Below are 19,149 nucleotides of genomic sequence, written 5' to 3'. Positions count from 1 at the left end.
TCAATCGACGGTCACCTTGACGCGGCGCAGCACTTCGGCATAGCGCTCGCGGTCGGCCTGCATGAGGTCGGCGACCTGCCTTGCGGGGCCAATGCTGGTGAAGAAGCCGAAACCGGCCAGGCGATCCCTGACGTCAGTCGCGGACAGGGCCCGGTTCACCGCCTCGTTGATGCGCTCGGCGACGGCCGGCGGCGTGCCCTTGGGCGCCATGAGCGCAACCCAGGTCAGCGCATCGATGCCGGCCGGGCCACCGGCCTCCTGCACGGTCGGCACATCGGGCAGCGCCGGGGAACGCTGGCTGTCCGCCACGGCAAGAAAGCGCAGCTTGCCAGCCTGCTGCAGGGGGCCGGACGTCGCAATGCTGCCGTAAGCCCAGTCCACCTCGCCCGTCGACACGGCGGCGTATAGCTGCGAAGTCTCCTTGTAGGGGACATGCATCATTTCGACACCCATGGCGGTCGCGGCCCGGGCCGCGCCCAGATGCAGCGGCCCGCCCACCGCATTGGAGCCATAGGTCATGCCGGGCTTGCGCCGCGCCGCCGCCATCAGTTCGGCCAGGCTGTGGAAGGGGCTTTGCGCGCCGACCACCATAAAGAAAGCGGTCTTGTAGAGCAGCGCCACCGGCGTCAGCTCGCTTTGCGGGTCATAGGCCAGCTTGCGCAAGACCAGCGGATTGATGGACAAGTGGCCTACGTCCACCACCACCAAGTCGTTGCCCGTGGGCGGCGCGTTCTTCATCGCGTTGATGGCCACCACGCCGGCCCCACCCGGCCGGGGGTCCACGACGACCGGCTGCCTCCATTGCGCCGAGAGCTTGTCGGCGACCAGCCGGGCCACCACGTCAGGGCCGCTGCCCGCGGGAAAGGCGGTGGTGATGCGCACCGTGCCGCCGGCGGCCGTCTGCGCGGCGACGGAGCCCGCCGCCAGGGTTGCCAGTGCACAGGCGCCGGCCCATTTCCTAATGCTCATGCTGCTTGTCTCCTATGGGGTCGCCGGGCTGTGCCGACGTTATGGAGGGCATGCTAGGTCTGGCAGGCCGGCTGCGGCAGAGGGCAGAAACGCCTCAGCGATGCATGGCTGTTATCACTGGAGCGTTCTGCGGCGGCTCAGGCGCGGCGGAGCCCGCGTGCACGGCCCCTGCGGGAAATCCCCTGGCCTTGGCGCGCTCGGAAACGGGCATAAACACGCTCCGACCGATGCCCAAACTTCATCACCTTCGCAATTTCGTCGCCGTTGCCCGGGCACGCAGCCTGCGCAGCGCCGCCCGCAGCCTGGGCCTGACCCAGCCGGCACTGACGCGCAGCGTGCGCGAGCTGGAAGCCGAGCTCGGCGTGGCGCTGTTCCAGCGCCATGCGCGCGGGGTATCGCTGACCGTGGCGGGCGAGCGATTCCTGCTGCGCGCGCAGGCCGCGCTCGAGGAGCTGCGTCGCGGCAGCGAGGAGGCCGCCCAGGCGCGCGGCGAAATGCAGGGCCATGTCGCCGTCGCTCTGTCCAGCGCGCCCGTGCTGTCGCTGCTGGCCCGCGCCTATGCCCAGTTCCGGCGCGACTGGCCGGATGTGCACCTGCGTTTCGTCGAAGGTCTGTTTCCGGCCGTCGAGCCGGCGCTGCGCGACGGCCGGCTGGACTTCTATCTGGGCCCTCGGCCCGAGAGGCAATTGAGCGCCAGCTACCAGGTGGCCCTGGTTCACCGCAACGAGCGTGTCGTGCTGGCCCGCCGCGGCCATCCGCTGCGCACCGCCGGCAGCCTGCAGGCGCTGCTGGAGGCGGACTGGATCGTCACCGGCCTGCGCGAGCGCCGCGAGGAAGAGTTCGAGGAGCAGTTCTCCGCGCTCGGCCTGCGCAGCCCGCGCGTGGTGACGGTCGCCGAATCGTTGATGGCCCTGCTGGCGCTGCTGGCCAGCAGTGACGCCCTCGCCTTCTTGCCGCGCCAGTGGGCCGATACGCCCCTCTTCAACGGTGTACTGGAGCCCATTGCCGTGCGCGAGAGTCTGATGGCGCCCGACATCGTGCAGGTCACGCGTGCTGCGCTGCCTCTGACGCCCGCCGCGGAACGCCTGTCGATGCTGCTGCTGCGCGCGGCAGTCCACGACTTCGGCGAGCCGGCCGGCGCCTGAGCCGCAGCCGGCGTCTCCACAGTATCTTCATACAATCTTTACATTGTATTGACCAGGCAGACATATTCTGCCGGACTCATAGCGCCTCGCGTAAGCCAAGAGTCCGTAGCCAACGCTGAAGCTCCCGTTCGACCGCCTTCCTGGGAATTTCCCCTGTGCCAGCGCACTTGTCATCGCCGCTGGCATTTCCTATGACCCATCCCGTCCCCTCACAAGCAGCGAGCGCGATCACGCGAAGCGCTCCGCTGGCCATGCCCGCACCGTCGCTTTCCATGGACATCAAGGTCCTCATCGGCCTCTTTCTCTTTTCGGTGGTCTGGCTGCTGCAGATCGACAGCTCCAGCCTCACGGCACCCAAGGACAACCTCGAACAGCTGACCTGGGTGCACAGCCTGGAGTGGGGCTACTACAAGCACCCGCCCCTGCCGACCTGGCTGCTTTCGGTGCCGGTCCATCTGTTCGGCCTGTCTGCGCGCACCAGCTACGCCACCGGCGCGCTTTTCACGCTGGCGGGCCTGTTCCTTTTCTGGAAACTGCTGAATGACTTGCGCGGCAGCCGCTACGCCACGCTGGCCCTGTTGGCGGCCATGTGCATCACCTACTACAACGAGCGGATGCACTTCTTCAACCATGAAGTCGTGCTGATGCCTTTCTTTGCGGCCAGCGCCCTGCTGGTATGGCGTGCGGTGGGCAGCAGGCAGCTGCGCTGGTGGGCCGCCCTGGGCTGCTTCCTGGGGCTGGGCGCACTGGCCAAGTACCAGATGATCCTGGCCGCCGTGGCGGTATTCCTGTTCTGGCTGGCGTCAGGCGCCTGGCGCGATCGGGTCCACATGATCGGCCTGGTGCTGGCGGCAGCCATTTCGCTGGCCATCATCTCGCCGCACCTCTACTGGCTTTTCCTGAACGACTTCGGCCCCATCCGCTATGCCACCGAATCCTCGCTGGGCGCCAGCCTGGGCGGCGGCGCCAGGCTGCTCAACACCGTGCACTGGCTGGCAGACCAGTTGCTGAACCGCGCGCTGCTCGCCTGGGTGCTGCTGGGACTGGTGATGGCCCTGCACCGCCGCAGCCGCCTTGCGCCGCAGGACACACCGCAGCGTCCCGGAACAGCCGATGCATCGCGCGCGCTGATCCTGTGCTTTGGCCTCACGCCCATCGTGCTGACCTGCGCCATCGGCATCTTTGCGGGCTCGTCGCTGCAGCTGCACTGGGGCACGCCCTTTCTGCTGCTGGCCGTTCCCGTCGCCATGGAGCTGGCCGGTGCCAGGCTGCACCCGTCGCGCATATCGATCACCACCGCCATCAAGTGCTTCGTGGCGCTTCAACTGGCCTTGCTGCTCGTGGCCCAGATGACCTCGGCGCGCAGTGAACTGCGGCTTAACAGCCGGCACTGGAGAAACTTCGATTCAAAGGCCTTGAGCCAGGCGCTTGCCGAACCCGCGCGCGAAGCGCTGGGCGGCGATATCCGCGTGATCGCAGGCCCCACGGCCGAGGCCAAGGCCCTGGCCCTGAAGCTGCGCGAAAAGCCGCTGGTGCTGATCGATGGCCGCATGGACATCAGCCCCTGGATTTCCCAGCACATGGTGGATGCCTGCGGCGTGCTGCACCTGCAGCTGGCGGCATCGCAGCCGCCCGGCCATCAGCCGGTGGGAGAAGGCTTTCCATCCCTCTTCTGGCGTGTCACCCCGCCGGAGGAAGATGCGGGCAGCTGCGTCCCAAGCTGAACACGGTGATGGCTGGGCCCGGCACTAGCGAACCAGCACGTGCCGCACATCGATGGCAAAGCCGCTCAAACCCTTGCCCGGGGTTTCGCCGTCTTCGACGTCCACATCGAACAACTGCCAGTGCGCTTGCCTGCCTTGCGGCAAAGGCAGACAGGAGATCTGCGGCCCCATGTCGATCATGGCTGCGATGTCATTGACAGCATGCGCCTGTGCCGCGCGCACCAGGGGCATCAGCAGGTCGTCGGCAATGCCCAACGCGCGCAGGCGGCCCAGCGCCTGCTGCGCATCGCTGAGCAACGGGCCTTCGTTGACGTTCAGATCTCCTTGGTGCAACTGCTCCAGCCAGCGGCTGTCTCCGGCGGCCGATACCTCGCTGCACAACCCGTGAACCAATGCCGCCATTGCCACGGTGGGCTCTCCGCGGCTTTCGCTCAGAGCCCATAGCACGGGCTCGGCCATACCAAGCGATTCGTAATAAGGGAACAGCCCGTGCAGTTCGGGATGCTGTTCGAGCAGGTACTCGCTGTAGGACTTTTTGGGCATGGGCGTGCAGTGTGTTTTCAGATCAGGGCTTGGGGATTTTCTGAGCAGATGGCGATATCTGGCTTATTGGCTCCGTGCTTTTTCTTGCGCCGGAGGAAGACAGCAGAATCCGGGTCATATTTGCGGGCAGCTTGCCTTCGGGGCTGAAGAGGCTTTCGCACCCTGAGGACCTGGCGGCCAAATCGCGCCTTGCATCCTCAACCCAGGGCAGGCGCTCGCAGATACCCCATCAGCACCTGCACGATGCCATCCTCCAGGGCCTGGGGGGTGAACATGGCCGGCGGATCGATGACGGCGGCATGCACCAGGGACTCCATGGTCTGCAGCAGCATCCAGGTGGCCAGGTCCAGATCGCGGTGGGCGAGCTGACTGCGGTGCAGCTCCAGGAGCTGGCGCACCTGGCGGAAGATTCCGCCGTCCGCCGCGCTTTGCTCGCGCGGCGCGTCGAAGAAGGGGAACTCCTTTTCCAGCACCCGGTGCAGATCGGGCTCGACCCGATGCGCCGCCAGCAGCGCGCGGACCATGGCCTGCACATGGCCTTGCAGGCCCTGCGGCCGCTCGGCCGCAAGCACGGCGGCAATGGCCGCGTACATCTGCGCGGCGTGGCGCTCGTGCAAGGCCGTGATCAGCGAGTCCTTGTTGGGAAAGTACTGGTAGAGCGAACCCACGCTCACACCTGCGCGCTCGGCCACCAGATTGGTGTTGGTGGCGGCGTAGCCGCGTTCTGCAAGAACGCGAGCCGCGGCCTCCAGAATGGCCTCGACCGTGGCAAGGGAACGCGCCTGCCGTGGCTGCTTGCGGGGCTGGGGCGGCTGCCGCTGCGCCGCCTGCGAATGCGAGTTTTCAATGCGAGCCATGGCTCATATTCTCCTGGACATGTGATCTGAGTTTTTACTCGTATTTGAAAGGGAATGCACATGTCTACCGGAATTTCGCCATCCGCGGCCGCGTCGCCGCCGGTGAACGCATTTGCGCGGCTGCTGCCGCTGACGCTGGCGGTCTTCGTCAGCTTTCTCTGCCTGGGCATGCCCATGCCCGTGCTGCCCCTGCACCTGAGCCAGACCCTGGGACTGGGCACGCTGGGGGTGGGCACGGTGATGGGCTGCCAGTTCGCGGCGGCCCTGCTGTCGCGGGCCTGGGCCGGCTCTCTGGCCGACACGCGCGGCGCCAGGCGTGCCGTGGTGCTGGGTATGTTGCTGGCCGCCGCTTCGGGCGTGGCCTACCTGATGTCCCGCGCCTTCGAGGGCGGACAGGCCGCAGTCTGGGTGCTGGCCGCCGGCCGCGTGATGCTGGGCTGCGCCGAGAGCCTGATCATCACCGGCGCCCTGAGCTGGGGCATGGCAATGATCGGCCCGCAACATGCCGGCAAGGTGATGGCCTGGGTGGGCATTGCCATGTACGGCGCCTATGCGGCGGGCGCGCCGGCCGGCGTGGCAGTGCAGGCGGCCTGGGGCTTCTCGGGCATTGCCGTGGCCACCATCGTGCTGCCGCTGGCCGCCCTGGCCATGGTCTGGGGCCTGCGCGCCACGCCGGCTGCGGCCCAGCGCCGCACACCGTTCTACAAGGTGCTGGGCACGGTGTGGCTGCCCGGCCTGGGGCTGGCCCTGTCCAGCGCGGGCTTTGGCGTGATCACCACTTTTGCGGCGCTGCTGTTCGCGTCGCGCGGGTGGGGCGCGGCCTCGCTGGCCTTCACGGCCTTCGGCCTGGCCTTCATCGGGGCGCGTTTGTTCTTCGGCCATCTGCCTGACAAGCTGGGCGGCGTGCGGGTGGCGCTGGCCAGCATTCCGCTGGAGGCGGCGGGCCTGCTGCTGATCTGGGGCGGCGGCGATGCGGCCTGGGCCTACGCGGGAGCCGCACTCACCGGCTTCGGCTATTCGCTGGCCTTCCCGGCCTTCGGCGTGGAGGCCGTCCGCCGTGCGCCACCCCAGGCGCGCGGTGCGGCCATGGGCGCCTATGTGGCCTTCTTCGACCTGTCCATGGGATTGACGGCCCCCGCCGCCGGGCTGCTGGCCAGCGTCACCGGCGTGGGAGATGTGTATTTCGCCGCCGCCGTGAGCGTGGCCCTGTCCATTGCCGTGGCCCTGCTGCTGCGCGTGAACGCAGCCCGGGGAGCCTCCCATGGCTGAGCCGCTTCACACCCCCGCCGGCACGCAGCGCGCGCTGGGCACCGTGGTGAACGTGCAGTCCATCACCCCGCGCATGCGCCGCATCACGCTGGGCGGCGAGCAGATTGCCGCCTTCTCGCGAGCGCCCGCAGCGGATGCGCCCGCCGCCTGGGTCAAGCTGTTCCTGCCGTCCGGCGAAGGCCGGGCCTATACGCTGCGCAGCGTGGACCGCCAGGCCGGCACGCTGGACATTGACCTGGTGCTGCATGGCGATGCGTTCAATGCCAAGCATGAGAACAACACCTCCGCTGGCGGCGACGGCCCCGCCTCCCGCTGGGCCGCCCAGGCCCGCGTGGGCGAGCAGGTGGCCATTGCCGGCCCGCGCAGTGGCGGCTTCGCTCCACCAGCCGACACCGATTGGATGATGCTGGCAGGCGATGCCTCGGCCCTGCCGGCCATGCAGTCCATCGCCGCGAGTCTGCCGGCCTCCGCCCGGGTCAAGGCCTATGTGGAAATCGTCGACGACGGCGAATGCCAACCCATGGAAAGCGCCGCCAACTGGCGCACCGAGTGGATCACCGCTGCGCCAGGCCAGCCCGGACAGAGGCTGTGCCAGCGGCTCATGTACCGGCCGCTGCCGCTGGGCACTGGCTATCTGTGGATGGCCGGCGAGTCCGGCGCCATGCACACGTTGAAGATGCATTTCCTGGACCGTGGCATCGCCCGCATGCAGCTGAGCACCAAGGGCTACTGGAAATCCGGCGAGGCGGACCACAAGGATCGCCAGGGCCGCTAGGGCTGCGCACGCAGCTTTCTCCCCCCATCAACAGCGCCACATCCCCCGGGTAACCACCCGGACGCGGGATGCAGGCGCTCACTAGAATCAAAAAATGAACTTTGACATCAACATTCAAATTCAATGAAAACCAATGGCTGCCAGACGGCGCCTCCCTCGGCCTCCGAACTGCATGCGGCCTATGCAGCCGGCACGCTGACGCCCATGCAAGCCACGGAGCACTGCCTGCGCGTTGCCTGCGCAAGTCAGTCAGTGTTCACGCGCATCACGGCGGACCGCGCGCTCGAGGAGGCCCGGCAGTCCACGGAGCGCTGGCGCGCGGGCCGGCCGCTGGGGCCGCTGGACGGCGTCCCCATCAGCTGGAAGGACTTGTTCGACGTGCGCGGCACGCCGACCACGGCAGCCTCGGCCCTGCTGCAGTCGGCCGCGCCAGCCCGGGCCGACGCCACCGTGGTGGCGCGTGCCGCAGCGGCCGGCATGGTCTGCCTGGGCAAGACCAATCTCAGTGAGTTCGCCTACTCGGGCCTGGGGCTCAATCCCTGCTTCGGCACGCCGGTGTTTGCACATGAGGGAGGCCACGACCGGGCGCCCGGGGGCTCGTCCAGCGGCGCTGCGCTGGCCGTGGCCCTGGGGTGCGGGCCGCTGGCCATGGGCACGGACACGGCGGGGTCCGTGCGCATTCCCGCCGCCTTCAACGGGCTGGTGGGCTATCGCGCCAGCAGGGGGCGCTATTGCCTGCAGGGCGTGTTTGCGCTGGCGCCGTCCCTGGACACCCTGGGGCCGCTGGCCCTGAGCGTGGCCGACTGCATGGCGCTGGACCGCGTGCTGCGCGGGCTGACCGACGACGGCCATGCCAACGCATCCCCCGCTGCGGACCTGCGCAATCAGGTGTTCTGCACGGACCTCAGCCTGCTGGATGACGACCGCGTGCAAGCTCCCGTGCGCAACAACCTCCTGTCCTCCCTGGCCTTGCTGGAGACCCGGGGTGCCCGCGTGGAGCGCCGCACGCTGCGCAGCCTGCGCGCCGTACGGACGCTGACCCGGCGCCATGGCTGGCTGGGCGCCCATGAAGCCTTTGCCACCCACCGCGCACGCCTGGACGATGCCGATCAGGCCGCACGCATGGACCCGCGCGTGCGCCAGCGCCTGGAGGCGGCCAGGCATCTGAGTCCCGACAGCTACCGGACATTGATCGCCCAGCGCGCACCACTGATGGCCTTGTTCGCGCAGGAGCTGGGCGATGCCACCCTGGTGCTGCCCACCACGGGCCACACCGCACCCCTGCTGCTGCCGCTGCTGGACGACGACAGGCTGTTTGCCGAAACCAACCTCGCCACGCTGCGGCTGACCATGCCCGGCAGCTACCTGGACACGCCGGCCGTGGCCCTGCCCAGCGGCGTGCAGCGCATTCCCGGCCTGGACGGCAGGCCTGCGTTTCTGCCCACGGGCCTGCAGCTCATGCGCCCCCGGGGCGATGACGACCGGCTGCTGCGCATTGCGCTGAGCGTCGAACAGGTTCTTTCCCCCTCCACCGTTCCCATTGATAGGAGTGCATGACATGAGCAAGGAAATCCAGATCACGTTTGGCGTGGACGTCGATGCCGTCGGCGGCTGGCTCGGTTCGTATGGCGGGGAGGACTCGCCCGACGACATCTCGCGCGGCATGTTCGCGGGCGAGGTCGGCTCGCTGCGGCTGCTCAAGCTGTTCCACAAATACGGCCTGAAGACCACCTGGTTCATTCCGGGCCACTCCGCCGAGACCTTTCCCGAGCAGATGAAGGCCGTGGTGGACGCGGGCCACGAAATCGGCATCCACGGCTACAGCCATGAGAACCCGATTGCCATGACGCCCGAGCAGGAAGAGGCCGTGCTGGACCGCAGCATCGAAGTCATCACGCGGCTGGCCGGCCGCGCGCCCACGGGCTACGTCGCTCCGTGGTGGGAATTCAGCCCGGTCACCAACGAGCTGCTGCTCAAGAAAGGCATCAAGTACGACCACAGCCTGATGCACAACGACTTCCACCCGTACTACGTGCGCGTGGGCGACCAGTGGACCCGCATCGACTACAGCAAGCATCCCGACACCTGGATGAAGCCCCTTGTGCGCGGCAAGGAGACACGGCTGGTCGAGATCCCCGCCAACTGGTATCTGGACGACCTGCCGCCCATGATGTTCATCAAGAAGTCGCCCAACAGCCACGGCTTCGTCAACCCGCGCGACATAGAGCAGATGTGGCGCGACCAGTTCGACTGGGTCTACCGCGAGCACGACTACGCGGTCTTCCCCATCACCATCCACCCCGATGTCTCCGGCCGCCCCCAGGTGCTGCTGATGCTGGAGCGCCTGATCGAGCATTTCCAGTCGCATGAGGGCGTGCGCTTCATGACGTGCGACCAGATCGCCGACGACTTCCTGCGCCGCCAGCCGCGTTGATGCCGCATCCCACCTCAGCGAGGACACCATGAATACCTCCGCCATTGCCTCCGACGCCCCAGGCGCCGGCCATCCGACCCCGGCCGGCATCGATGCCCCCTGGACCGCGCCCACCGTGACGCGCAGGCAGGTCAGCTACGCCACCTGGGTCTGCTTTTTCGCCTGGGTCTTTGCCGTCTACGACTTCATCCTCTTCGGCACCCTGCTGCCGCAACTGGGCGAGCACTTCCAGTGGAGCGCCGAGCAGCAGGCGCGCCTGAACACCTGGGTGACGCTGGGCACGGTGATCGTGGCCTTTGCCATCGGCCCCATTGCGGACCGGCTGGGGCGGCGCAAGGGCATCATCATCGCCGTGGCGGGCGCCGCGCTGTGCTCGGGACTGACGGCGCTGGCCGGCTGGGTGATCGGCCTGTCGGCGGGCCTGGGCTTCGTGCTGCTGATCGTGGTGCGCTCGCTGGCGGGCCTGGGCTACGCCGAGCAAAGCATCAACGCCACCTACCTGAGCGAGCTGTTCTCCCTGGTCTATACCGACCCGGCCTCGCTGCGGCGGCGTGGCTTCATCTACTCGCTGGTGCAGGGCGGCTGGCCCGTGGGCGCCGTGCTCACCGCCGTGCTGGTGGCCCTGCTGTATCCGCTGGGCGAGCGCTGGTTCGGCCAGGGCGGTGGCTGGGCGCTGTCCTTCGTGTTCGCCATGTTCCCGGCCCTGGTGATTGCCGTGCTGGGCCGACGGCTGGTGGAGACGCCCCAGTTCCTGACCGCGCGGCGCGTGGCCGATCTGCGCCGCGCCGGGCGCGAGGCAGAGGCCATGCGCCTGGCGCAGGAGCATGGCGCCAGCCCACAGCAGGAGCAGCACACCGGCCTGTCGGCCATGTTCCGCGGTGCCTCGCTGCGACCCACGCTGTCGCTGGCCCTTGGCTTTTTCCTGAATTGGTTCGCCATCGTGATCTTCGCGGTGCTGGGCACCTCGGTGCTGGGCGGCGCGGGCGGCACGCCGGGCAAGGGCGTGGATTTCTCCAGCGCGCTGCAGGTGCTCATCATCTCCAATCTCGCGGGCTTTCTGGGCTATGTCTTCCATGGCTGGCTCGGTGACCGCATAGGCCGGCGCAACGCCGTGGCCATAGGCTGGATGCTGGGTGGCCTGGCCTTCGCGCTCATGCTGAACGCGCCCTCGGGCGACTTCTGGCGCATCGTGCCGCTGTACTCGCTGGGGCTGTTCTTCCTGATCGGCCCCTATGCAGCCGCCCTGTTCCTGATCGGCGAGAGCTTTCCCAGCCACATCCGTGCCACGGCCAGCTCCTTCGTCAACGCCATGGGCCAGGTGGGCGCCATCGCGGCAGGCTTTGGCGTGACCTGGACGCTGTCGCAAGGCTCGGACTGGGTGCAGGCGGCGCTGTACTGGGGCGCCATTCCCTGCGCGGCCTCGGGCCTGCTGATGTTTCTGGCACCCCATGTCGATCCCGAGACCGTGAAGTGAGGCCGCCATGAACCCGGACACCCCCAGCAACAAGGTGGCCCTCGTCACGGGCGCCGCCAGCGGCATCGGCCAGGCGCTGGCCGTGGCCTATGCGCAGGCAGGCATTGCCGTGGCCGGCAGCTACTACCCCCGGGATCCGCACGATCCCGGCCGGACCCTGGAACTCGTCGAACGCGCGGGCGGGCGGTGCGTCATGGAGGCGGTCGATGTGGGCGATGCCGAACAGGTCGAGCACCTGGCCCGGGTCGCCGTGGACCGCTTCGGCCGGCTGGACTTCGCCGTCGCCAATGCGGGTTTGCTGCGCCAGGCGGCCCTGACCGAGATGAGCGATGCGCAGTGGCTGGAGGTCATCAACATCGACCTGGGCGGCGTGATGCGCACCTTCCGGGCCAGTGCGCGCCACATGGCTGCAGGCGGGGCCATGGTGGCCGTCTCCTCCATTGCAGGCGGCGTCTACGGCTGGGAGCAGCATGCCCACTATGCGGCCGCCAAGGCAGGCGTGCCCGGGCTGTGCCGCGCCGTGGCCATGGAGCTGGCACCGCGTGGCATACGCTGCAATGCCGTGATTCCGGGCCTGATCGAGACGCCGCAATCGCTGGACCCGGTCAACTCGCTGGGGCCGGAGGGCCTGGCGCAGGCGGCCAGGGGCATCCCGCTGGGACGCGTGGGGCAGGCCCGCGAAATCGCCGCCCTGATCCGCTTCCTGACCAGCGACGAGGCCTCCTACATCACCGGCCAATCCATCATTGCCGACGGCGGCCTGACCGTGCGCTGGCCCAGTTGAGGACATCCGACATGAACACCTCCAAGCCCCTGGACGGCCGCCGCGCCGTCGTGACAGGCGCCGGCAGCGGCATCGGCGAGGCCATCGCCCTGGCCTATGCGCAGGCCGGCGCGCAGCTGTTGCTGGCCGACATCGATGCCGCCCGCGCCGACAGCGTGGCACAGCGCTGCCGCGCGCTGGGCGCGCAGGCCGAAACCGTCATCGGCGACGTGGGCGACGAGTCCACGGCCCACCGCATCATCGACCGCTGCGTGCAGGCCTTTGGCGGCATCGACATCCTGGTGAACAACGCCGGCATGCTCACCCAGTCGCGCTGCGCCGACATGTCCACCGCGATGTGGGACGAGATGCTGCGCGTGGACCTGCGCAGCGTCTTCCTGTGTGCGCGGCGCGCGGTGCCGCACATGCAGGCCCAGCGCTGGGGCCGCATCATCAACATCGCCTCGCAGCTGGGCATCAAGGGTGGCGTGGAGCTGAGCCACTATGCGGCGGCCAAGGCCGGCGTGATCGGCTTCACCAAGTCGCTGGCGCTGGAAGTGGCACCCGACAACGTCCTGGTCAACGCCATTGCCCCCGGCCCCATCGCCACGCCGCTGGTCGATGGCATCAGCGCGGACTGGAAGCGCGCCAAGGAGGCCAGCCTGCCGCTGGGCCGCTTCGGCCGCGCCGACGAGGTGGCGCCCACGGCCGTGCTGCTGGCCTCCGATCCCGGTGGCAATCTGTATGTGGGGCAGACGCTGGGGCCCAACTCCGGCGATGTCATGCCGTGAAAAGAAGCACCCCCTGAGTCGCTTCGCGTCTTCCCCCTCTCTTCGGAGGGGGGCGTACGGGCAGCCGGCGACACCCTCGGTGCGGGGCGGCGCGGCCGGCATAGGCCCTTCCTCGGTGTCTCTGCTCTTTGGCTGCGCCAGTTTCGCAGGCGGCTCCATTCGCAACCGAAAGGGTTTCTGTCATGTGTGGAATGTGCGGTTTGCTGCAGGGCTCCGGCCACTGGAGCCAGGCGCCGGCCGGATCGGCCGGGCGCCGCCAGCGGCTGATTCAGATTGCGCGCGCCAACCGGCTGCTGGCGCTGTGGCGGCTGCGGCTCAGCGACTTCCATGGCCAGTCCTATGTGCTGGCCGGCCCCACGGGGGCCAGCGTGCTGATTGCCGATTTCGGCGCGCTGTGGCCCGCCGCCGAGCAGATGCTGGGCCGAGCCCTGGATCCGCTGGCCATGCCGTGGCAGCCGGCGCAGGCACAAGTGCGGTCACAAGGGCGTGCACCAGCACAGGAACACAGGGAGCAGGCGCCATGAGCGGCCTGACGGACCACCACGGCGAGCGGCTGCCCGTGGGGGTGCTCACGGGCTTTCTGGGCAGCGGCAAGACCACGCTGCTCAGGCAATGGCTGCAGGACTCGCCCGCGGGCGAGACTGCGGTGCTCATCAACGAATTCGGGGCCGTGGGGCTGGACCATCTGCTGGTGGGCCGCATAGACGCCGACACGGTGCTGCTGGACAACGGCTGCGTCTGCTGCGCCATACGCGGCGAACTCAAGGACGCTTTGTGGCGCCTGCACCAGCGCCGCCTGCGCGGCGAGCTGCCGCCTTTTCAAAGGGTGCTGATGGAGACCACGGGGCTGGCCGCGCCCGGCCCCGTGATCGCCACCTTGATCGGCGATGCGCAGCTGCGCCAGATCTTCAGGCCGGCCTTCATCTCCACCGTGGTCGATGCGCTGCATGCCCCGTGGCAACAGTCCCAGCGCCCCGAATGGCTGGCCCAGGTCGCGGCGGCCGACCGGCTGTACCTGAGCAAGACCGACCTGGCCACGCCACAGCAGGCCGAGGCACAGCGCGCGCAACTGGCGCAGATCAATCCCCTGGCCAGCATCGTCACCTGCGGCCCTGGCGCAGCGGTACCGCCTGCCTGGCAGATGCAGGAATCCCATGCTCTGCAAACCGATTGGCTGGCACGCGCCATTGTCGGCACGCCGCGCGGCCGCACGGGCCAGCGCCAGGGCCAGGGTCTGCACGCAGGCGCCCAGGCGTTCTGCCTGGAACTTGACAGCCCGGTGGACTGGTGCGTGCTCACCCTGTGGCTGACCATGCTGCTGCACCGCCATGGCGACCGGCTGCTGCGCCTGAAGGGACTGGTGGCCGTGGCCGCGGATGGCTGGCCGCAGGGGCAGCCCACGGCGCTGCACGGCATGGGCCATCTCATGCACGCCCCCGAGCACTTGCCCGAGTGGCCGGGCGAGGACAGGCGCTCCCGCCTGGTCTTCATCACGGCCGGGCTCGATGAGCAGCAGGTCAGGGCTTCCTGGCAATCGTTCCAATCGTTCTACCGCCTCCACTCGCAGGACAATGGCAGCCAGACCCCGGCAAGTCCCTCACCCCACACTGCGTGAACCTCCACGGCAAGGACCGCAACATGCGCAAGAACGATCCCGAACTGCGTGTCCTCGGCACCTCGGTGACGCTGACCGAAGCCCTGCGCCAGCGTGCGCAGCAGGACCTGGGCATACGCATCCATTTCGAGGTGCTGGACGGCTTCGACGCCCAGCGCCAGGCCGTGATGCGCCAGGACAGCTTCGACCTGTACGACCAGTGGTTCCACAGCGTGGATTTCCTGTGGCCCACCGGCACCCTGCAGCCCATCGACACGGCGCGCCTGACCTGTTGGGACGAGGTCAACGCCCTGCCCCGCACCGGCCGCATCACGCCGCAGGCGGCCTTTGGCGCGGGCTGCAATCCTGTCACGCGCCTGTATGTGCAGGCCGATGGCAGCGTCAGCGATGTGCCCAGCGCGCATATCTCCATGCTCCCGCTCACGCACAACGTCGACAGCTTTGTCTACCTGCCAGCCGCCCTGCCCGCGCTGTTCGACCAGGCCGAGGAAAGCTGGTCCTGGCTGGTCTCCCCCGCCTGCCGAGGGCGCGCTGCGCTGCAGGCCGATGCCGCCATCGGCGCGCTGGACGCTGCCCTTGCCCTGCAGGCCAGCGGTGACATGCGTTTCGGCGACATCAGCAACCTGGGGCTGGAGGAAATCGACCGGATGATGGCCGTGCTGCTGCAGCGGCAGGAGTCCGAGCAGTTCCGGGGCTTCTGGGGCAACTACGCCGATGCGGCACGGCTGATGATCGATGCAGGCGTTGCCATCCAGAGCCACTGGTCGCCGGCCATGGGCCACTACCGCGCGGCGGGACTGGACTACCGCCTGGCCTGTCCGCGCGAAGGCTACCGCGCCTGGTACGGCGGCCTGGGCATCTCCAGCCAGGCCAGGGGCGACACGCTGGATGCCGCCTACCGCTACCTGAACTGGTGGCAATCCGGCTGGCCCGGTGCCGCGATGGCGCGGCAGGGCTACTACATCTCCAACCCGCTGCGCACGCGCGAGCACCTGAGCGCCAGCGAATGGGACTACTGGTACGCCGGCCTGCCCGCCGCCGAAGACCTGCAGGGCACCGACGGCCAGCTCGTGATCCCGCGCGGCAGCGTGCGCGACGGCGGCTCCTACGAGCAGCGCCTGGGCCGCATCGCCGTCTGGAACACCGTCATGGACGAGCACAACTACCTGGTGCGCCAGTGGGCCACGCTGCTGCGCCGTGCGCGCGCCTTATAGTCCTGCCCGATGACGGCCCCGCCGGCAGCGGCACACGCACACGCACACGCAGATGAAGCAGGAATGAGAAGAGCCATACAAGCATCCACGCAGACTGCGCGGGACGAAGAGACCGGCGAGAGCGGCGAATCTGGCGATTCCGAGCGCCGGCTGCGCTATGAACTGATACGCCAGCGCCTGCGCCAGGCCATCGTCGAGCAGCGGGTGGCGCCCGGCCTGGTGCTGCTGGAGGGGCCGGTGGCCAAAGTCTTCGGCACCAGCCGCATTCCCGTGCGCAAGGCCTTCGAGCTGCTGCATGCCGAAGGGCTGCTGAGCACCTTCGACGGACGCGGCTACCTGGTCGCCCGGCCCGGGCAGGCCGTGCAGCCCCAGCGCCTGACGCTGGACGCGCAGGCCCTGGGCCTGGAGGCGGGCCAGGCCACGATCCACATTCCATCGGAAAGCGAGCGCATCCACGACGAGCTGGAGCAGTCCATCTCCATCGCCATGATCTTCGGGCGCTTTCAGATCGATGAGAGCGCCGCCATGGACCACTTCAACGTCAACCGCGTGGCCCTGCGCGAGGTGCTGAGCCGGCTGGTAGATAGAGGGCTGGTGGAGAAAAGCACCTACGCCGCCTGGCGTGTGGCCGCGCTGACGGCACGCGCGGTGAATCAGGACTTCGAGCTGCTCGCCTTGCTGGCGCCCGCAGCGCTGCGCGAAAGCGGGCCGCGCCTGGACAGGGACATGCTCGCCAGCCTGCGCCACGGCCTGCAAGGCGCGACGGCGCCAGGTGTTCCGGACGCGCAGGAACCATTGCGCCTGGAACAGCGCCTGGAACAGCGCGTGGAGCAGCACCTGCACGGCGACTTCCTGGCCCGGCATCCCAACGACAAGCTGGTGGGCATGCTGCAGCAGTGCCAGATGCCCTGGCTGATCCACAGCACCTTCTGCCGCATGTTTCCGCAATCGCCCAACCCGCCGCTGACCGAGAACTGCCGGCAGATCGTCGATGCCTTGTGGGAGGGGGAGTACGAGCGGGCCGCACAGGCGCTGCAGGACTATCTGGCGCAGGCGCGCAAGCGCGCCCAGCTGCAGCTCAAGGTGCTGGCCGTGCTGCCTGAGACGCAGCTGCCCGCCTACCTGGTGCGGCAGACCTGATCTTGTGATTCCTGCAGTCGGCTGCCGCAGGCCGGCGCGGCTGGTTGCATGTGGAACCGCTGGTTTGCCTGCCGTTCACCGGGCGTTTACGCAAGCACGGCATATTGGTCGCCCAAAGGACCGCACCGATGAACGCCTTGCGCATCAGCACCACCGTCTTCACCGAAGCCAGATTCTGGAGCCTGGTGGTTTTCTCGGTCGTTCTTCCCTGCGCCATCTACGCGGCCCTGCTGGCCAAGCGCAGCATCTCGCGCACCACGGTGCTGCTGTTCGGGCTGGCCCTGGTGGCCATGGCGGGGGTGGATGTCTACCTGCTGCAAAGCCTGGCATCGGCGGCCCGGCAGACGCCGTCGCTGTCGGACAACGCCATCTTCGTCTCGGAGCTGTCCACGGCGCTGTACCTGCTGCCGGCCATGATTGGCGGGATCGGCGTGAACATGACCTCGCATGTGCTGATACAGCATCTGTTCGATGCGGAGCGCCGGTTCGACAGCAACCGCAAGAACGAGACCACCTGAGCCGGCCGGGCCCCGCCTGGCGCTATCGGACGCTATCGGGCGCTATCGGGAGCAACCGGACTCGGCCCGGTTCAGCCCATCACGTCTTCGGAAAAGAGCTGCCAGCGCCCGCCCGTCTTGCGCCAGTACTGGCGCAGCGGCAGGCCTTCGGCGAAGGCCTTGCTGCTGGCGCGCAGGTTGACCACGCGGATCTCTCCCTTGGCATCTTTCCAGGAATAGATGGACAGGTCCTGCAGCGTCACGCCGGGGCGGTTCAGGTAGGCAGCCAGCCGTTCCTGCGATGCGCGCGAGGCGGGCGACTGCAGCAGGTCCGGCGCGTAGAGCGCGGCCAGCTTGCGCGGGTCGGCCCCGTCCCAGGCGCTCTTCCATTCCTCGACGACACGCACAAAGGCATCTGCCGCCTTCTGCTGGGCCTGGGCCTTGGGGGCCACCCACTGCAGCTTTTCGCGGATCAGCACCGGCGTCTGCCGGTCCACGGTCTGCATGAGCAAGGTGAGGTCGGGGTTGGCCAGCACCAGGCAGCCATCGCTGGCCTCGGGCGCGCGCGAGAACTGGTCGGGCGGCGAGCCATGCAGCCAGATGCCGCTGCCCGAGCGGCCCACGGCCTTGTCCCAGTCGTTGGGAAAGTTGACCGTGAGCGCGCCCTTGCCATAGAACTCCGGCAGCCGGGGTCCGGGGATGTGGCGGCCCACGAAGTAGATGCCCAGCGGCGTGCGCTGGTCGCCTTCCTGCCATTTGTCCGTGCCCAGCTTGCCCACGGAGACATAGAAATCCCCCACCAGCCGCAGCCCGCCCGCCTCATGGGCGAACAGGTACAGCCGTGACTTGCTGGCGTCGATGGCAATCGCATGCCGCACCGACGCGCCCAGCATCAGGAACTCGCCGGGAACGGAGCCTGCGGGCGGCGCGCCGCTGTCGGCCTGCAGGCGGCGCTTGAGTTCGTTTTGCAGATCCTGCAGCTGGGCCTGCGTGGGACTGGCCGGGCCTTCCAGCCGCGCGACACTGCCCACGGACAGGTTGTGCCGCACCAGCACGCCCTGGCCCGGATGGCCGGGAGCGGAGGAGGCGGCGACGGGCGTGCCCGCCAGCACCTCGCCGGCACGGCCGGTCTTGAAGCGCAGCAGGTCGGCATACACCAGCTGAGCTGCACGGAAATTGGGAACCTCGGCGGTGAGATCGCCGGCGGCCTTCAGCGCGCCGTCCAGATCCCGCTGCTCCACCTGGCGGATGATGGCCAGCAGGCGCGCCTCCGCCTGGCTTTGCTGTGCGGGGGCGGCGGCCTTGGCATGGGTGGCTGCTGCGGCAGCGGCACCGCCCGCCGTGGCCACCGCAGCGGCGGCCAGGGCAGGCTTGCCCGATGCCGCGCGCAGCCTGGCTGTGCCCGCCTTGCCGGAGGCAGGCTTGGAGGAGACAGGCTTGGCAGCTGCCGTTTTGGAGGCCTTGGCCTTGGCCTGCCTGGCATGGGCCACCGGGCTGAAGGACACCGCGGACAGCGCGACCAGCAGCACGGCCACCCCGGCGGCCCGCGCATGCAGGCGCAGCAGGCCGGTGGGTGGCAGTGCCAGGGGACGCGCTTTTTCAGGCATCAGGAGCCGGTTCCTTCATGGGTGATGCGCCATTGTCCCTTTTCGCGCTGCATGCGCAGGGTCTTGCGGGTAGTGGTCTTGAGCGCGCCCGATGCGTAGTACTGGCGGAACTGGGCCGTGGCCTTGTCGCCATCCACGGTCACCTTCAGGTCGCGCACATTGACGACGATGGCGGTGCGGCCAACGATGCGCTGGCGGCGCTGCTCCTTCCACTTGGCCAGGCTGCTGCCATCGGCCGGGGAGAAGTGGTCGCTGTAGGCGTCCAGGTAGCGGTCCATGTCCTGGCCGGCCCATGCGGTGGACCAGGCCTTGACGGCGGCTTCCACTTCCTG

Annotated in this window: 19 protein-coding genes; 14 read left to right on the top strand and 5 right to left on the bottom strand. The window is 68.6% G+C overall.

The window, feature by feature from the left end:
* On the bottom strand, nucleotides 1–969 hold the full coding sequence (locus tag INR38_RS27175; RefSeq protein ID WP_207441955.1) for a tripartite tricarboxylate transporter substrate binding protein: 969 nt from the start codon (nucleotides 967–969) through the stop codon (nucleotides 1–3).
* Between the two features lie 227 nt (nucleotides 970–1,196).
* Here INR38_RS27175 and INR38_RS27170 point away from each other — a divergent pair, with 227 nt between their 5' ends.
* Both INR38_RS27170 and INR38_RS27165 read left to right on the top strand, forming a co-directional pair.
* Nucleotides 1,197–2,114, top strand: coding sequence for a LysR substrate-binding domain-containing protein (locus tag INR38_RS27170; RefSeq protein ID WP_016449796.1), 918 nt, complete (start codon nucleotides 1,197–1,199; stop codon nucleotides 2,112–2,114).
* A 251-nt stretch (nucleotides 2,115–2,365) separates the two neighbouring features.
* Nucleotides 2,366–3,838 carry a glycosyltransferase family 39 protein gene (locus INR38_RS27165; protein WP_207441954.1) on the top strand — a complete coding sequence of 491 codons (1,473 nt, stop codon included), beginning with the start codon at nucleotides 2,366–2,368 and terminating at the stop codon, nucleotides 3,836–3,838.
* Nucleotides 3,839–3,862: 24 nt separating this feature from the next.
* On the opposite strand, the gene INR38_RS27160 is transcribed toward INR38_RS27165, so the two are convergent.
* On the bottom strand, nucleotides 3,863–4,381 hold the full coding sequence (locus INR38_RS27160) for a hypothetical protein (RefSeq protein ID WP_207441953.1): 519 nt from the start codon (nucleotides 4,379–4,381) through the stop codon (nucleotides 3,863–3,865).
* Nucleotides 4,382–4,578: 197 nt separating this feature from the next.
* The gene (locus tag INR38_RS27155; protein WP_013803729.1) at nucleotides 4,579–5,238 is read right to left on the bottom strand and encodes a TetR/AcrR family transcriptional regulator; all 660 of its coding nucleotides are present in this window, start codon (nucleotides 5,236–5,238) and stop codon (nucleotides 4,579–4,581) included.
* Between the two features lie 60 nt (nucleotides 5,239–5,298).
* Between INR38_RS27155 and INR38_RS27150 the strand changes: the two genes are divergently transcribed.
* From INR38_RS27150 to INR38_RS27095, 12 genes are all read left to right on the top strand, one after another.
* Complete coding sequence (locus tag INR38_RS27150) at nucleotides 5,299–6,507, top strand: arabinose transporter (protein ID WP_207441952.1); 1,209 nt, start codon at nucleotides 5,299–5,301, stop codon at nucleotides 6,505–6,507.
* Entirely contained in the window at nucleotides 6,500–7,282 is a 783-nt protein-coding gene (locus tag INR38_RS27145; protein WP_207441951.1) for a siderophore-interacting protein, read from the top strand. Before INR38_RS27150 ends, INR38_RS27145 begins: the two co-directional genes overlap by 8 nt.
* A 123-nt stretch (nucleotides 7,283–7,405) precedes the next feature.
* Nucleotides 7,406–8,839: an amidase gene (locus INR38_RS27140; protein WP_207441950.1), complete on the top strand. Its 1,434-nt coding sequence runs from the start codon at nucleotides 7,406–7,408 to the stop codon at nucleotides 8,837–8,839.
* 1 nt (nucleotide 8,840) lies between these two features.
* Complete coding sequence (locus tag INR38_RS27135) at nucleotides 8,841–9,716, top strand: polysaccharide deacetylase (protein ID WP_013803733.1); 876 nt, start codon at nucleotides 8,841–8,843, stop codon at nucleotides 9,714–9,716.
* Nucleotides 9,717–9,744: 28 nt separating this feature from the next.
* Nucleotides 9,745–11,190 (top strand): MFS transporter, encoded by a 1,446-nt coding sequence (locus tag INR38_RS27130; RefSeq protein ID WP_013803734.1) that lies wholly within the window; start codon nucleotides 9,745–9,747, stop codon nucleotides 11,188–11,190.
* Nucleotides 11,191–11,197: 7 nt separating this feature from the next.
* Entirely contained in the window at nucleotides 11,198–11,974 is a 777-nt protein-coding gene (locus tag INR38_RS27125) for an SDR family oxidoreductase (protein ID WP_207441949.1), read from the top strand.
* Nucleotides 11,975–11,985: 11 nt separating this feature from the next.
* Nucleotides 11,986–12,744: an SDR family NAD(P)-dependent oxidoreductase gene (locus tag INR38_RS27120; protein ID WP_013803736.1), complete on the top strand. Its 759-nt coding sequence runs from the start codon at nucleotides 11,986–11,988 to the stop codon at nucleotides 12,742–12,744.
* A 191-nt stretch (nucleotides 12,745–12,935) separates the two neighbouring features.
* On the top strand, nucleotides 12,936–13,268 hold the full coding sequence (locus INR38_RS27115) for a hypothetical protein (RefSeq protein ID WP_242699220.1): 333 nt from the start codon (nucleotides 12,936–12,938) through the stop codon (nucleotides 13,266–13,268).
* Entirely contained in the window at nucleotides 13,265–14,359 is a 1,095-nt protein-coding gene (locus INR38_RS27110) for a GTP-binding protein (RefSeq protein ID WP_207441946.1), read from the top strand. The genes INR38_RS27115 and INR38_RS27110 overlap by 4 nt, the downstream gene beginning before the upstream one ends.
* Nucleotides 14,360–14,382: 23 nt before the next feature.
* Nucleotides 14,383–15,573: an extracellular solute-binding protein gene (locus INR38_RS27105; RefSeq protein WP_063327984.1), complete on the top strand. Its 1,191-nt coding sequence runs from the start codon at nucleotides 14,383–14,385 to the stop codon at nucleotides 15,571–15,573.
* A 63-nt stretch (nucleotides 15,574–15,636) separates the two neighbouring features.
* The gene (locus INR38_RS27100) at nucleotides 15,637–16,713 is read left to right on the top strand and encodes a GntR family transcriptional regulator (RefSeq protein ID WP_207441944.1); all 1,077 of its coding nucleotides are present in this window, start codon (nucleotides 15,637–15,639) and stop codon (nucleotides 16,711–16,713) included.
* Nucleotides 16,714–16,841: 128 nt separating this feature from the next.
* Nucleotides 16,842–17,231: a hypothetical protein gene (locus INR38_RS27095; RefSeq protein ID WP_013803741.1), complete on the top strand. Its 390-nt coding sequence runs from the start codon at nucleotides 16,842–16,844 to the stop codon at nucleotides 17,229–17,231.
* 71 nt (nucleotides 17,232–17,302) lie between these two features.
* Here the strand turns inward: INR38_RS27095 and INR38_RS27090 are convergent, their stop codons facing one another.
* Together INR38_RS27090 and INR38_RS27085 are read right to left on the bottom strand one after the other, a co-directional pair.
* A complete protein-coding gene (locus tag INR38_RS27090) occupies nucleotides 17,303–18,817 on the bottom strand; it encodes a L,D-transpeptidase family protein (protein ID WP_207441940.1) in 1,515 nt (504 codons plus the stop codon).
* The coding region (locus INR38_RS27085) for a nuclear transport factor 2 family protein (protein WP_207476029.1) at nucleotides 18,817–19,149 on the bottom strand (333 nt) is incomplete at its 5' end. The genes INR38_RS27085 and INR38_RS27090, both read right to left, overlap by 1 nt.

The organism is Delftia sp. SD018, from assembly GCF_017355445.1.
Taxonomy (GTDB): domain Bacteria; phylum Pseudomonadota; class Gammaproteobacteria; order Burkholderiales; family Burkholderiaceae_C; genus Comamonas; species Comamonas acidovorans.
The sequence above is the reverse complement of the archived record's forward strand: the minus strand, read 5'-3'. Positions and strand labels throughout refer to the sequence as shown.